The sequence below is a fragment of the Novosphingobium sp. BAM6 genome (assembly GCF_057784955.1).
This window is the reverse complement of record NZ_JBYNTR010000002.1, coordinates 345,089-359,506: the sequence shown is the minus strand read 5'-3', so window position 1 is coordinate 359,506 and position 14,418 is coordinate 345,089. Positions and strand designations below refer to the sequence as shown.

Annotated in this window: 15 protein-coding genes; 4 read left to right on the top strand and 11 right to left on the bottom strand. The window is 64.3% G+C overall.

Annotation, left to right across the window (positions count from 1 at the left end; all coding sequences use genetic code 11):
- Nucleotides 1-43: 43 nt before the first annotated feature.
- The 4 genes from AC3EC3_RS10335 to AC3EC3_RS10320 all read right to left on the bottom strand — a co-directional run bounded on the left by AC3EC3_RS10335 (nucleotide 44) and on the right by AC3EC3_RS10320 (nucleotide 4,684).
- On the bottom strand, nucleotides 44-892 hold the full coding sequence (locus AC3EC3_RS10335; protein WP_488489531.1) for an aspartyl/asparaginyl beta-hydroxylase domain-containing protein: 849 nt from the start codon (nucleotides 890-892) through the stop codon (nucleotides 44-46).
- Between the two features lie 165 nt (nucleotides 893-1,057).
- A complete protein-coding gene (groL, locus tag AC3EC3_RS10330) occupies nucleotides 1,058-2,698 on the bottom strand; it encodes a chaperonin GroEL (protein WP_488489530.1) in 1,641 nt (546 codons plus the stop codon).
- Nucleotides 2,699-2,752: 54 nt separating this feature from the next.
- A complete protein-coding gene (locus AC3EC3_RS10325) occupies nucleotides 2,753-3,037 on the bottom strand; it encodes a co-chaperone GroES (RefSeq protein WP_260925543.1) in 285 nt (94 codons plus the stop codon).
- A gap of 216 nt (nucleotides 3,038-3,253) precedes the next feature.
- On the bottom strand, nucleotides 3,254-4,684 hold the full coding sequence (locus AC3EC3_RS10320) for an MATE family efflux transporter (protein ID WP_488489529.1): 1,431 nt from the start codon (nucleotides 4,682-4,684) through the stop codon (nucleotides 3,254-3,256).
- A gap of 123 nt (nucleotides 4,685-4,807) precedes the next feature.
- On the opposite strand from AC3EC3_RS10320, the gene AC3EC3_RS10315 reads away from it, so the two are divergent.
- Nucleotides 4,808-5,242, top strand: a complete 435-nt coding sequence (locus AC3EC3_RS10315) for a c-type cytochrome (RefSeq protein ID WP_488489528.1) — start codon at nucleotides 4,808-4,810, stop codon at nucleotides 5,240-5,242.
- 78 nt (nucleotides 5,243-5,320) lie between these two features.
- On the opposite strand, the gene AC3EC3_RS10310 is transcribed toward AC3EC3_RS10315, so the two are convergent.
- Nucleotides 5,321-5,983, bottom strand: coding sequence for a hypothetical protein (locus AC3EC3_RS10310; protein WP_488489527.1), 663 nt, complete (start codon nucleotides 5,981-5,983; stop codon nucleotides 5,321-5,323).
- A 125-nt stretch (nucleotides 5,984-6,108) separates the two neighbouring features.
- Between AC3EC3_RS10310 and AC3EC3_RS10305 the strand changes: the two genes are divergently transcribed.
- Nucleotides 6,109-6,261, top strand: a complete 153-nt coding sequence (locus AC3EC3_RS10305; RefSeq protein ID WP_488489526.1) for a hypothetical protein — start codon at nucleotides 6,109-6,111, stop codon at nucleotides 6,259-6,261.
- 28 nt (nucleotides 6,262-6,289) lie between these two features.
- Nucleotides 6,290-6,769 carry an immunity protein Imm33 domain-containing protein gene (locus AC3EC3_RS10300; protein WP_488489525.1) on the top strand — a complete coding sequence of 160 codons (480 nt, stop codon included), beginning with the start codon at nucleotides 6,290-6,292 and terminating at the stop codon, nucleotides 6,767-6,769.
- Nucleotides 6,770-6,868: 99 nt separating this feature from the next.
- Here AC3EC3_RS10300 and rplL read toward each other — a convergent pair whose 3' ends face one another.
- The 6 genes from rplL to AC3EC3_RS10270 all read right to left on the bottom strand — a co-directional run bounded on the left by rplL (nucleotide 6,869) and on the right by AC3EC3_RS10270 (nucleotide 9,763).
- Nucleotides 6,869-7,246, bottom strand: coding sequence for a 50S ribosomal protein L7/L12 (rplL, locus tag AC3EC3_RS10295; protein ID WP_260925550.1), 378 nt, complete (start codon nucleotides 7,244-7,246; stop codon nucleotides 6,869-6,871).
- A 90-nt stretch (nucleotides 7,247-7,336) separates the two neighbouring features.
- A complete protein-coding gene (gene rplJ / locus AC3EC3_RS10290) occupies nucleotides 7,337-7,852 on the bottom strand; it encodes a 50S ribosomal protein L10 (protein WP_488489524.1) in 516 nt (171 codons plus the stop codon).
- Nucleotides 7,853-8,184: 332 nt separating this feature from the next.
- The gene (locus AC3EC3_RS10285; protein WP_488489523.1) at nucleotides 8,185-8,478 is read right to left on the bottom strand and encodes a helix-turn-helix domain-containing protein; all 294 of its coding nucleotides are present in this window, start codon (nucleotides 8,476-8,478) and stop codon (nucleotides 8,185-8,187) included.
- On the bottom strand, nucleotides 8,478-9,038 hold the full coding sequence (locus AC3EC3_RS10280) for a DUF2975 domain-containing protein (protein WP_488489522.1): 561 nt from the start codon (nucleotides 9,036-9,038) through the stop codon (nucleotides 8,478-8,480). The genes AC3EC3_RS10285 and AC3EC3_RS10280 overlap by 1 nt, the downstream gene beginning before the upstream one ends.
- Nucleotides 9,038-9,586, bottom strand: a complete 549-nt coding sequence (locus tag AC3EC3_RS10275) for a DUF2975 domain-containing protein (RefSeq protein WP_488489521.1) — start codon at nucleotides 9,584-9,586, stop codon at nucleotides 9,038-9,040. Before AC3EC3_RS10275 ends, AC3EC3_RS10280 begins: the two co-directional genes overlap by 1 nt.
- A 21-nt stretch (nucleotides 9,587-9,607) precedes the next feature.
- On the bottom strand, nucleotides 9,608-9,763 hold the full coding sequence (locus tag AC3EC3_RS10270) for a hypothetical protein (protein WP_488489520.1): 156 nt from the start codon (nucleotides 9,761-9,763) through the stop codon (nucleotides 9,608-9,610).
- 436 nt (nucleotides 9,764-10,199) lie between these two features.
- On the opposite strand from AC3EC3_RS10270, the gene rpoB reads away from it, so the two are divergent.
- A complete protein-coding gene (gene rpoB / locus AC3EC3_RS10265) occupies nucleotides 10,200-14,360 on the top strand; it encodes a DNA-directed RNA polymerase subunit beta (RefSeq protein WP_488489519.1) in 4,161 nt (1,386 codons plus the stop codon).
- Nucleotides 14,361-14,418 lie beyond the last annotated feature (58 nt).

Below are 14,418 nucleotides of genomic sequence, written 5' to 3'. Positions count from 1 at the left end.
TTCTGTCGCCGGAACGACGGAAACGGCAGCTAATATGTGCGAATCATGCGCCAATCGCCTTGCGCGCGTCCTGCACATAACTGGTGCGCTTCACGCCTGCGAGGAACAGCTTTCCCAACAATCGACCGGGCCAGCGCATGGGCCGCATCACCTGCAGGAACAGGATCACCCGTGCCCGGTCTGTATGGTTCCAGGCCTCGTGCTCGTAGGTTTCGTCGAATACGAAAAGTTCGCCTTCGCGCCAGCCATGATCCTCACCATCGACCTTGATCCCGCAGACGTCGCCCTCACCCGGCACGGCAAGGCCGAGGTGAACGTTAAGCATCGCCTTGGTGACGCCATGGTGCGAAGGAACATCGGTGCCCGGCTCGAACACCGAATAGAACGCGACGACGACGTTCGGAATACGATCGACAAGGGCAGCGGTCTGCGGACACTTCGCGCGGTTCACCGGGGAATCGTAGCCATAGCCCTTGAAGAAGAAGCTCTTCCACTTGGCGCTGGGCGCGATGCGGCGATGGTCGGGGCTGATCTTGGCAAAGGCGGGAACGGCATCGCGTTCGGCCAGCACGGCGCGGGCCTCGGCTGCGATCGTCTGCCAGTTGGCGCGCAGCAGGTCGATACCGGGCACCTGCGTCGGGTCGATGATCGGGGTGGTGGCGATGGTCGAAAAGCGCGCCAGCAGACGGTTCAGCGGCTTCCTGAGCCGCTTGCCCAGCTTGACCGCGCGGGTCGGCTTGGTGCGCTCGAACCGCTCTTCGCTGGCGGGCGCCTCGTGTGCAGGCCCATTGCCGGAAGGGAGTACCGTCGGGACCGCGACAGCATTGGCCGGAACGGTCGGTATAACAGGCTCACTTGCGCCGTTCGGCACGCGAATGACTTCGTGCTTCATATCCTTTTCAGGCTCCTGTCGTTCCGTCCCCGACAGTCGCGCGGCGCTTTCCCCTTTGCCCGAGAATGCGTCGCAACAGCCTGATAAACGAAAAGGCCGGGATGCGGTTGCATCCCGGCCTCGTCATTTTGTCCGGTAGAACCGGCTCCGGTCGGTATTATCCGATCAGAAGCCGCCCATGCCGCCCATGCCGCCCATGTCGGGCATCGCCGGGGCGGGCTTGTCGTCGGGCTTCTCGCTGATCGCCGCTTCGGTGGTGATCAGCAGACCGGCGACCGATGCCGCATTCTGCAGCGCGCTGCGAACGACCTTGGTCGGGTCAATGACGCCAGCGGCCTTGAGGTTCTCATAGGTCTCGGTCGCGGCGTTGAAGCCCAGCGTCTCGTCCGACTGGTCGAGCAGCTTGCCGGCGACGACGGCACCGTCGATGCCTGCGTTCTCGGCGATCTGCTTGATCGGTGCGGCAATCGCCTTGCGGACGATGTCGATACCACGGGTCTGGTCGTCGTTCAGGCCGGTCAGGCCTTCGAGAGCCTTGGTGGCGTACAGCAGAGCCGTACCGCCGCCCGAAACGATGCCTTCCTCGACCGCCGCGCGGGTCGCGTGGAGAGCGTCGTCGACGCGGTCCTTGCGCTCCTTCACTTCGACTTCCGAAGCGCCGCCGACCTTGATGACGGCCACGCCGCCAGCCAGCTTTGCCAGACGCTCCTGCAGCTTCTCGCGGTCGTAGTCCGAAGTGGTGACTTCGATCTGCGCACGGATCTGCTCGACGCGGCCCTTGATGTCGTCGGCCGAACCCGAACCGTCGACGATCGTGGTGTTGTCCTTGTCGATGGTGACCTTCTTGGCCTGGCCCAGCATGCCGAGCGTAACGCTCTCAAGCTTGATGCCGAGGTCTTCCGAGATCATCTCGCCAGCGGTCAGCGTGGCGATATCACCCAGCATCGCCTTGCGACGATCGCCGAAGCCCGGCGCCTTGACGGCAGCGATCTTCAGGCCGCCACGCAGCTTGTTGACGACGAGCGTGGCCAATGCCTCACCCTCGATGTCCTCGGCGATGATGAGGAGCGGACGGCCCGACTGCACCACGGCTTCGAGGATCGGCAGCAGCGCCTGGAGCGACGACAGCTTCTTCTCGTGGATGAGGATGTACGGGTTCTCAAGCTCGACCGTCATCTTCTCGGGGTTGGTGACGAAGTAGGGCGAGAGGTAGCCACGGTCGAACTGCATGCCCTCGACGACGTCGAGTTCGAATTCGAGACCCTTGGCCTCCTCGACGGTGATCACGCCTTCCTTGCCGACCTTCTCCATCGCCTCGGCGATCTTCTGGCCGACTTCCTTGTCGTCGTTGGCCGAGATGATGCCGACCTGAGCGATTTCCGAAGACCCTGCAACCGGCGTCGAACGCGCGGCGAGGTTCTCGACGACCTTACCGACAGCGAGGTCGATACCGCGCTTGAGGTCCATCGGGTTCATGCCGGCGGCAACCGACTTCATGCCCTCGCGAACGATCGCCTGAGCAAGAACGGTCGCGGTGGTGGTGCCGTCACCGGCCTTGTCGTTGGCCTTCGAGGCCACTTCGCGCAGCATCTGCGCGCCCATGTTCTCGAACTTGTCCTTGAGCTCGATTTCCTTGGCGACCGATACACCGTCCTTGGTGATACGGGGCGCACCGAAGCTCTTGTCGATCACGACGTTGCGGCCCTTGGGGCCTAGCGTCACCTTGACGGCGTTGGCGAGCGTGTCGACGCCCGAGAGAATGCGCTCGCGCGCATCGCGGCCGAACTTGACGTCCTTGGCAGCCATGTTGAATTCCTTTTATGAAATCAGAAGAGTTGAAAGCAGACTTGGCGGTTCGGCTCAGCCGATCACGCCCAGGATGTCCGATTCCTTCATGATCAGCAGGTCTTCGCCGCCAACCTTGACTTCGGTGCCCGACCACTTGCCGAACAGCACGCGATCACCGACCTTGACGTCGAGCGCGACGATCTTGCCGTCGACGACGGCGCCGTTGCCGGCCGCGACGATTTCGCCCTCAGCCGGCTTTTCCTTGGCGCTGTCGGGGATGATGATGCCACCGGCCGTCTTTTCCTCGGCCTCGACGCGGCGCACGAGAACACGGTCGTGCAGCGGACGGAAAGTCATTGGGGTGTCTCCCTCTTGATCCTGAAAACAGGTAAAACTGTACTTGGCACTCACCCATCGAGAGTGCCAACGGCGCCGGATATGGTCCCGCCCCCAGAGGTCGTCAAGCGGCAGGTGGCAGAAAAAAATGACCGGGTGGTGTCAGCTGCGACGGGCCGTGGGGCGGCAGAGATCGTCAGGCCAAGATCAGGCGGGCCAAGGTCAGGCAGGCCACAGTCACGCAGGACTGAACTCCGGCGCGGGCACGGGCATCGGGGCCTCCGTCATGTCCGGGTGGCCCACCATGATCGCATCGCGGCGCATCCAGCGCGCCAGCAGCAGGATCGCGGCCACCGTCAGGCCGACCGCAAGGCCTATCCACACCCCCAGCCCGCCCAGCGGCGTCCAGAACGCCAGCGCTGCCGAGGTGCCGAATCCTGCCACCCAGTAGCCCAGCAGGGCGATCAGGAACGGCACGCGGGTATCCTGAATGCCGCGCAGCACGCCCGCGACCACGGCCTGCAACCCGTCGGTCAGCTGGAAGATCGCGGCAACGAACAGGAATTCGAGCGCAAAGCCCACCAGCACGGCATTCTTCGCCTGATGCGGGTCGAGATAGAGCGATACGATCGCACCGGGCGCCAGCAGCATCAGCGAGGATGTCAGGACCATGAACACCATGCCGATCGCAATCGAGGCCCAGCCCGCGCGCGCCACGCCTGCCCGGTCGCCCGCGCCATAGCTGAAACCGACGCGAATCGTCGCCGCCTGCCCCACACCGAACGGCACCATGAAGGCGAACGAGGCGATCTGCAGCGCGATGGCGTGCGCGGCAAGTTGCATCTCGCCGATGCGGCCCATCAGGAAGGCAGCAGCGCTGAACAGGCCGCCCTCCGCCATCAGCGTCGCAGCAATCGGCAGGCCGAGCGCGAGCATCTGGCGCGCGCGCGCCCATTCGGGCCGCCACCAGCGTCCAAAAATACGGTAGCGGTGCAGGCGCCGGTCCATACGGATCGCCAGCGCATAGGCGAACACGGTGACGATGGCGGTGGAGATGCTGGAGGCAGCAGCCCCGTCCAGCCCCAGCGCAGGCAGGCCGAAATGGCCGAACACGAGGGCATAGTTGCCGATGACGTTGGTCAGGATCTCCAGCCCGGTGATGACCGTGGCAAAGACCGGTCGCCCCAGCGCCGACACGAACGTGCGCAGGACATTGCCGATCGCCATCGGAATCACCGAGATCGACAGCACCGCCAGAAAGCGCGAGGACAGCGCGACCACCTGCGGATCCTGCCCCGTCGCGCGCATGATCGAGCCGCCCATCAGGCATACCCCCATGCAGACCACGCCCAGCCCCACCGCCAGCCACATCGCCATGCGGGTCGACCGGCGAACCTCGCGAACGGCGTGGCGGCGGCGGCCCAGTTCGGCGGCGATCAGCGGGGCGACAGCGCCGGTCAGCCCGTTGAGCCCCATCATCAACAGGGCAATGATCGCGACGGCCAGACTGGACGCCGCCAGTTGCTTGGCGCCGAGGCGCGAGATGAACATCACGTCGCTGGCATAGACCGCCATCTGCAACAGGTTGGCGATCGCCAGCGGCGCTGCCAGCCGGGCCGTCGCCACCAGTTCGGCGCGGAACGTCGATGTCCTCTCAAGCGTAGTCATGACAACGGCGATAGGGCGCGGCAAAGCCTTGCGATAGGGCCTTATGCCGCCTTTTCATCGCCGCCTCGCTGCGCTAGTCCCCCGCCGGGGCATGCCCAGTGCCCGCCAACGGGACACTTTGCCATGACTCTCAAGCTCTTGCGCCCTGCGCTGGCCCCGCTGGCCGCCCTTGCCCTGCTGGCAGGTTGCGGCGGCACAAGCGCCTCCTCTTCGCAGGATGCCGAGGACGATGCGGCACAGGGTACCGCTCCCGCGTCCGTCGCCGCAGCCGGTGCGCCTGCCGGGTTTGCCGTGTGCCAGTCCTGCCATTCAGTGCAGGCAGGGGTGAACAGCGTCGGACCGTCGCTTGCCGGGATCTACGGCAGCAAGGCGGGCGCGGTGCCGGGCTACAGCTTCAGCGCGGCCTTGGCGAACTCGGGCATCGTCTGGGACGAGAAGTCGCTCGACACCTGGCTGCAAGGACCGATGCAGATGGTTCCGGGCACCAAGATGGTGATCTCGGTCTCCGACCCGGCACGTCGCAAGGCCGTGATCGCGTATCTCAAGACGCTGAAGTAAATAGACGAAAGGGCGGTCTGACACGCAGACCGCCCTTCCAGGCGCGACCCTTGCGGGACGGGTTCAGACCTGTAGCCCTCAGACCTTCTGGCCGGGCGTCGGCGCATCCTGCTGGACGGGCGCTTCGGCCTTCACGGGAACAGCCCTCGCCGCGGCGCCCGAACCTGCCGCCTCGCAGGAATCGGACGACACCTTCGTCAGTTGCGGCTTGCCGTCCTGCCCCTGCTGCCGGCCATCCGCATTTCGGCCATCGGAGCTATAGGAGACCGTGCGCGTGCAGCCGTTGGCATCGGTCGTGCTCGACACGTAGCTGAAGTGACTGCCCTTGGGCATGTCGCCGACAACGGTGAAGCCCGGAGCACCGTCCTGCCCGTTCGCCGAGGCTGCCACCATGTGCTGCTGCATCTGCGTGGCCTGCTGCTGCATGACTGCTGCGCGCTGCATCATCATGTGCATCTGGGCGTCCATCATCGCCGAGACGCGGTCCATTTGCGCGAAGGGATCGTCCATCGCCGCTTGCTCGTAAGCCGCCGGGTCCATCTGCGTGGCCGGGACGAACTGCACCTGGGGCGCCACGTCTCCGGCATAGTGGACCTCGACCACCGACCCGTCGGGCGTCTTGACGTTCATGGTGTGGAGCTTGGCAGTCGCCGCCTCGGCGGCTCCGGCCGCGAGCAGTGCCAGCACGGCAGCACCGATCAGATATTTGCGCTGAGGCAGGCGCATGGCAGGCAGACGCATGGGGATGTCACTCCTTCAAGATTCTGTTGCGATGACAGGAAAGCTGCCTGTCGCAACCTGAACCCCGGATGACAGAGTACAACGCCCCATCGCATCCGCCCGGAATGGCTGCTAGCCTGCCTTCCATGACCGAAAACATCGCCTATTACATCGAAGACCCGCGCCCGATCGCGGCGCAGGCTCCTTATACCTTATACCTTCTTCCTTCCCTCCTCCGCATGGCTCGCTGCCATCGCGCCGGGCGACTGGGTCAAGGCGATCTTCCAGTACCAGGTTGAAGATGTCGAGAAATACTGGGTCGAACGGATGTGGGTCCGCGTGACGGAGCGCACGCAGGAAGGGATCGTCGGCGTACTCGACAACGAGCCCAGCGAACCCAAGGCGCCGGTGACGTGCGGCGACACTATCGTCGTGCGGCTCGATCACATCATCGATGTCAGTTGGCAAACGCCGGAAAATGCTCCGCCCGCTTCGGCCGTTCGCGAATACTGGGCACGCTGCCTTGTCGATGATTGCGTCACCGATGGCGATGAACCTGTCGAATACCTCTATCGCGAGGAACCAGACATGGCGCAAGAAGGCGATGCCTACCCCGACAGCGGCTGGCGCCTTCGCGGACGGCAGGGCTCGCTTGACGATGCGGGAATGGAAGCGCGCAAGTTTTCCTATGTTGCGCTGGCGCTTGTGCTCAATCGTGACGACAGTTGGCTGCCTCTGATCGATGCGCCGGTGGGCAGCGACTTCATGCGCGATTTCGAGACAGGTGCGTATCGCCCGGTCGAGTGAGGCCCTTCATTCCAATCTGTCGCGCCCAAAGAAAAAGGGCGGCGCCTTGCGGCACCGCCCTTTCCCTGAAATCCTGTCCGGGAAACCCCGGAAAGAAGATTACTTGAGCTCGACGGTGCCGCCGGCTTCTTCGATCTTCTTCTTGATCTCTTCGGCTTCAGCCTTCGAAGCGCCTTCCTTGAGGGCCTTCGGAGCGCCTTCGACGAGAGCCTTGGCTTCAGCCAGGCCCAGACCGGTGATGGCGCGGACTTCCTTGATGACGTTGATCTTCTTGCCACCGTCGCCGGTGAGGATCACGTCGAACTCGGTCTTCTCTTCAGCAGCGGCGCCAGCGTCGCCACCGGCAGCCGGAGCGGCAACGGCAACAGCAGCGGCAGCCGAAACGCCCCATGCTTCTTCGAGGGCCTTGGCGAGGTCAGCGGCCTCGAGGACGGTCAGCTGCGACAGTTCTTCAACAAGCTTGGCGATGTCAGCCATGATAATACACTCCTGATCTGTGGTCCCGGCAGGGCCTCATGCCGCAGCCGGGATAAATCGTTTCTTCGATTCGAATTGCCGAGGCGAAACTCAGGCAGCATCCTTTTCGGCGTACGCTGCGAAGACGCGGGCCAGCTTGGCCGCCGGAGCGGTCGAGAGCTGGGCGATCTTCGTCGCGGGAGCCTGGACGAGGCCGATGAGCTTGGCGCGCAGTTCGTCGAGCGAGGGCATCGAGGCGAGAGCCTTGACGCCGTCCGCGTTCAGAACCTGCGACCCCATCGATCCGCCGACGATCTCGATCTTGTCGGTCGTCTTGGCGAAGTCGACCACTGCCTTGGCGGCTGCGACGGGGTCCACCGAAGTGGCGATGGCCGTCGGGCCGGTCAGGAAGTCGCCGAGACCGACATAGTCGGTGCCGTCGATGGCGATCTTGGCAAGACTGTTCTTCGCGACCTTATAGGTTGCGCCAGCTGCGCGGATCCGGTTGCGCAGATCGGTGGACTGCGCCACCGACATGCCGAGGTTGCGCGTGACGACTGCCACACCAACTTCGTTGAACGCCGCGTTGAGCTGGGCGACCGAATCGGCTTTCTGCGAACGATCCATGCCTTACTCCTTCACAATGGCTGCAAGGGGCGAGCCCCCGACAGCCGGCTACGTATTGTCCGGCGGGCGCAAGGCCTGCCGGGCGAGTCCGTTTCGAAGGGGAAGGAGTGCCTGTGCCTGTCCCTGAGGACTGGATCACGAAGCGGGCACCACACTCTTTTAAAGGAGCGAAGGGCCGGAATTTATCCTGTTCCCCGCCTAGGCTGGAAATTAAGCCCCCAAACGGGAGCACCAACTGTCTCGGACGGATGAACCATGAGTCGAAACCCATGCGGTTCGGCGGCGCCTTTCGCGCAAAGCGGGGGCAGAGTCAACTTAAACCGACACCGAGGTCAGCCGGGCCGACCCTCGCCATCCCCGCCTTCCGGCGCATAGCCTAGCAGATCGCCCGGCTGACATTCCAGTTCGCGACAGATCGCCTCCAGCGTCGAGAAGCGGATCGCTTTGGCCTTGCCGGTCTTGAGGATCGAGAGATTCGCCAGCGTGATCCCGATCCGCTCGGCCAGCTGGGTCAGCGTCATTCGCCGCTCATAGAGCAGGTCGTCGAGGCGAACGACGATGCGGGTGGCGTCGGTGGCGGCAGCATCGGAGGGGGCGGCATCGGAAGGGTCGGTGAGCGGGGGCATCAGACGGTGCCCTCTACGTCCTGCTCCAGCGCATGACCATGGCGAAAGACACGGGCGAGGACGAACAGCACCAGCGCGAAGGCCAGCGTGTTGCCGCCGCCGAAGTCCACCGACACGGCAAAGCCCGCCACCGTCCCGCCGATCGGCAGGCCGACCAGGCCTGCGAAGAACTGGATTGCGGCCAGCTCGATCACGCACATCGCCAGACCTTCGATACGGCCTGCATTGGCGGGCTCGAACGGGCGCTTTTCCGCCACGGTGGCAATGATCGCCAGCACCTTGCCGATGGCCCTCCCGATCACCGACAGCGCGCCGATCGCCAGCAACAGCGAGCCGACAGGAGCCCATACCGGGTCCAGCAACCCGTGCCCGAAGGGGTGGCCGGCGACCAGAGTGGAGATCAGCCCCAAGACCGCCACCACCTGCGATACCGTGACCCCGACCAATGCCACGACCAGCACGATCGTCGCGGCCGCCAGCAGCGGATCCTCGAAGATGCGGCGGGCATTCTCCTTCGACGGGCGATCGGTTGTGAGGAGCTTCCAGACCGTGTTCGCCATCACACCGTCTCCGCCAGTTCGGCACGCATTTCCGCGCCCTTGCGGAACACCCGCGCGAGGATGAACAGCACCAGCATCAGCAGCAGGCCGTTACCCGACACATTGCCGTCGCTGAAATCTAGATGCATCGCCCCGCTGGCCCTGGCCATATGCGCAAGCCACTGCCCCAGCCCCGCCAGCGGGATACCGAGCAGCTGCACGTCGAGCGAAAGCCAGGCCATTCCGGTCAGCCGCTTTGCGTTCTCAGGCACAAAGGGATCGCCCTCGCCCACCGTGTCGACGATCCGCTTGAGATGGTAGAGCATCCGCAGCAGCAGCCCCATCATCAGCGCGGTGACAAGCAGCAGGCCGACGAGGGCGATCATCAGGTTCCCCGACGATACGTCCGGCGCATCGACGGCAAGACCGGCCGCGATGTCACCGCGAAAGATCAGGACCGGCGGCACCGCGATCAGACAGGCCGCGCCCGCCAGCGCGAACACACCCATCAGGAACCACAACAGCCCTCGCGCAATGGCGAGCAGCGGGTCGCGGGGAATGGCTCTCATCGTCAAATTCCTTCGCACGGATCAGTAGAGCGGAACCGCGATGCCGGGCAACGCGACCGACCCGCGCCCGAAAGCGTGGGCCGAAACGAACGTTCCGCCGAGCGCGGCGGCCAGCAGCAGCACCGCCGCCCAGAGGGGCAGCGTCGTGATGTCAGAAGCAGGGATACGAACACGCATGTTCCGTTCTCCGATATGGCTCATATCGAATTTCAATAATATCGAGTCGCCATATCGTCAATCGATAATATCGAAATTCGATAAGTACGCTCCACCGAAACGAGTCCCGCACCGCAGAAATCCGCAGGCCACCCCTTTGACAGATCCCGCGCCTTTTCCTATATCGCGGGAGCCCGACGCTTCGAGCAAGGCAGGTCCATGCGCGGGGACCTGCTCCGAAAGGAAGCGATCTCACGGCATTCATCTGACGCGAAAGGCTGCAGGCCGCGGCACGGGGAAACCCGTGAAAACCGCCGTGCCGTGCGGCCTTTAGGCGTTTCGGTGACGTTCCATTCTTCGGGTGGAGCGACGTCCTCGCAAGACGAAATTCACGATGGCGCGTGCCCGGCGAATCAGCCTGTCGCGCGTCTCAAAAGCGAAGAGGCAAGACCTTCTCATGGCCACCAAGCCTATCGATACTGCGGTGCGTTCCGCCAAGAAGCGCATCCGCAAGATCTTCGGGGACATCCACGAAGTCGTGCAGATGCCCAACCTCATCGAGGTTCAGCGCGAAAGCTACGAGCAGTTCCTGCGCTCGAACCCTGAGACGGGCTACGTCTCGGGTCTCGAAAAGACGCTGCGCTCGGTCTTCCCGATCCGCGACTTCGCCGGCACCAGCGAGCTGGACTTCGTCCACTACGAGCTGGAAGAGCCCAAGTTCGACGTGACCGAGTGCCGCCAGCGCGGCATTACCTATGCAGCACCGATGAAGGTCACGCTGCGCCTGATCGTGTTTGAAGTCGATGCCGAGACGGAAACCCGCTCGGTCCTCGATATCAAGGAGCAGGACGTCTACATGGGCGACATGCCCCTGATGACGGAGAACGGCACCTTCTTCATCAACGGCACCGAGCGCGTGATCGTCTCGCAGATGCACCGCTCGCCGGGCGTCCTGTTCGACCACGATCGCGGCAAGACCCACGCTTCGGGCAAGTACCTCTTCGCGGCCCGCGTGATCCCGTACCGCGGTTCGTGGCTGGACTTCGAGTTCGACGCCAAGGACATCGTGAACGTGCGTATCGACCGCAAGCGCAAGCTGCCGGTCACCTCGCTGCTCTACTCGCTGGGCCTCGATTCCGAAGCGATCCTCGATCACTTCTACCAGACCGTCACCTGGAAGCGCGGTGAAGGCGGCTGGCGCCTGCCCTACTCGCCCGAAGCCTGGCGCGGTGCGAAGCCGACCTTCGACATCGTCGATGCGAAGTCGGGCGAAGTCGTGTTCGCCGCCGGCACCAAGATCTCCCCGCGCGCTGCCAACAAGGCGCAGAAGGACGGCCTCGAAGAGCTGCTGATCCCGACCGAGGAAATCTTCGGTCGCTACTCGGCTGTCGACCTCATCAACGAGTCGACCGGCCGCATCTACATCGAGGCCGGTGACGAAGTGTCGCCCGAGAACCTCGAAGCGCTGGATCAGGCGGGCATCGACCAGATCGCCCTGCTCGACATCGACGACGTCAATACCGGTCCCTGGATCCGCAACACGATGAAGGCCGACAAGGCCGAGAATCGTGACATGGGTCTGGAAGCGATCTACAAGGTCATGCGTCCGGGCGAGCCGCCGACGAAGGAAACCGCAGAGGCGCTGTTCGGCGGCCTGTTCTTCGACGCCGACCGCTACGACCTCTCGGCCGTGGGCCGCGTCAAGATGAACATGCGCCTCGGCCTCGATGCCGAGGACACCGTGACCACGCTGCGCGTCGAGGACATCCTGGCCGTGGTGAAGGAGCTTGTCGGCCTGAAGGACGGCAAGGGCGAGATCGACGACATCGACAACCTCGGCAACCGCCGCGTGCGTTCGGTGGGCGAGCTGCTGGAAAACCAGTACCGCGTCGGCCTGCTGCGCATGGAGCGCGCCGTGAAGGAGCGCATGTCGTCGGTGGACGTGTCGACGGTCATGCCGAACGACCTCATCAACGCCAAGCCCGCCGTGGCCGCCGTGCGCGAGTTCTTCGGTTCCAGCCAGCTCTCGCAGTTCATGGACCAGACCAACCCGCTCTCGGAAGTCACCCACAAGCGCCGCGTTTCGGCGCTCGGGCCGGGTGGTCTCACCCGTGAGCGCGCCGGCTTCGAAGTCCGCGACGTTCACCCGACCCACTACGGTCGTATCTGCCCGATTGAAACGCCGGAAGGCCCGAACATCGGTCTGATCAACTCGCTCTCGACCTTCGCGCGCGTCAACAAGTACGGCTTCATCGAGACGCCGTACCGCAAGGTGCTGGACGGCAAGGTCAGCGGCGATGTCGTCTACCTCTCGGCGATGGAAGAGCAGAAGCACACCGTCGCGCAGGCTTCGGCCGAACTCAGCGCTGACGGCTCGTTCGTCGAGGAACTCGTCTCGGCTCGCCAGAACGGCGAATTCGTGATGAGCCCGCGCGATCAGGTCACGCTGATGGACGTTTCGCCCAAGCAGCTCGTCTCGGTCGCCGCCTCGCTCATTCCGTTCCTGGAAAACGACGACGCCAACCGCGCGCTCATGGGCTCGAACATGCAGCGTCAGGCCGTGCCGCTCGTCAAGGCCGATGCGCCTTACGTCGGCACCGGCATGGAAGAGACCGTGGCGCGCGATTCGGGCGCTGCGATCGCGGCTTCCCGCGCGGGCGTGGTCGATCAGGTCGACGCCACCCGTATCGTCATCCGCGTCAGCGGTGACATCGAGGCCGGCAAGTCGGGCGTCGACATCTACCGTCTGCAGAAGTTCGAGCGTTCGAACCAGTCGACCTGCATCAACCAGCGTCCGCTGGTGAAGGTGGGCGAGATGGTTCAGGCCGGCACCATCATCGCCGATGGCCCGTCGACCGAGTTCGGCGAGCTGGCGCTGGGCCGCAACGTGCTCGTCGCGTTCATGCCCTGGAACGGCTACAACTACGAAGACTCGATCTTGATCTCCGAGCGCATCGTAAAGGACGACGTGTTCACGTCGATCCACATCGACGAGTTCGAGGTCATGGCCCGCGACACCAAGCTGGGGCCCGAGGACATCACCCGCGACATCCCGAACGTCGGCGAGGAAGCCCTGCGCAACCTCGACGAAGCGGGCATCGTCTACGTTGGTGCCGAAGTGCATCCGGGCGACATCCTGGTCGGCAAGATCACCCCGAAGGGCGAAAGCCCGATGACGCCGGAAGAAAAGCTCCTGCGCGCCATCTTCGGTGAAAAGGCCTCGGACGTGCGTGACACCTCGCTGCGTCTGCCGCCGGGCGTTTCGGGCACGATCGTCGACGTGCGCGTGTTCAACCGTCACGGTATCGAGGTCGACGACCGTACCCGTGCGATCCAGAACGAGGAAATCGAACGCCTCGCCAAGGACCGCGAGGACGAGCGTGCGATCCTCAACCGCGCCACCTACAACCGCCTGCGCGACATGCTGCTGGGCCAGACCGCCACGGCGGCGCCCAAGGGCGTCAAGAAGGGCGTGGAGATCACCGACGAGGTGCTCGCCGAGGCCGAGCGTCACGAGTGGTGGAAGTTCGGCGTTGCCGACGACCACATGCAGTCGCAGCTCGAAGCGGTGAAGACCCAGTACGACGCGACCGTCAAGGCGATCCAGGAGAAGTTCGAGGATCGCAAGGAGAAGCTGGAGCGCGGCGATGAGCTGGCTCCGGGTGTGCTCAAGATGGTCAAGGTCTTCGTCGCGGTGAAGCGCAAGCTGCAGCCGGGCGACAAGATGGCCGGCCGTCACGGCAACAAGGGTATCATCAGCCGCATCCTGCCGCTGGAGGACATGCCCTTCCTGGAAGACGGTACGCCTGTCGACTTCGTGATGAACCCGCTGGGTGTGCCTTCGCGCATGAACGTGGGTCAGATCTTCGAGACGCACCTTGGCTGGGCCGCCCGCGGCCTTGGCAAGCGCATCGGTGACGCGCTGGACGCCTGGCGTGCAGCCAACCCGAACCCCGTTGCCGGCCAGCCGCCGGAAGCGGTGCGCGAGATGCTCACCGAGATCTACGGCGACAACTACGCTGCCGACATCGCCTCGCGCGATGACGAGCAGATCGTCGAGTTCGCCGAGTCCGTCCGCAAGGGCGTGCCGATGGGCTCGCCGGTGTTCGACGGCGCGATCGAGAAGGACGTGACCGACATGCTCAAGCTCGCCGGTCTCGACGAGTCGGGCCAGGTGAACCTGTACGACGGACGCACCGGTGACTGCTTCGACCGCAAGGTCACGGTGGGCATGAAGTACGTGCTCAAGCTGCACCACCTTGTCGACGACAAGATCCACGCGCGTTCGATCGGGCCCTACTCGCTCGTCACCCAGCAGCCGCTGGGCGGTAAGGCGCAGTTCGGTGGCCAGCGCTTCGGTGAGATGGAGGTCTGGGCACTCCAGGCCTACGGCGCGGCGTATACCCTGCAGGAAATGCTGACGGTGAAGTCGGACGACGTGGTCGGCCGCACCAAGGTCTACGAAGCGATCGTCAAGGGCGACGACACCTTCGAGGCCGGCATTCCCGAGAGCTTCAACGTTCTCGTCAAGGAAATGCGCTCGCTGGGCCTCAACGTCGAGCTCACCAGCCACGACGACAACGAGGACGACGACGGCGTCGCCCTGGCGGCGGAGTGAACTTCGGAGCGCTGTCTCCCGAAGACAGCGCTCCTTCACGCCGCATGAAAGAATTCAC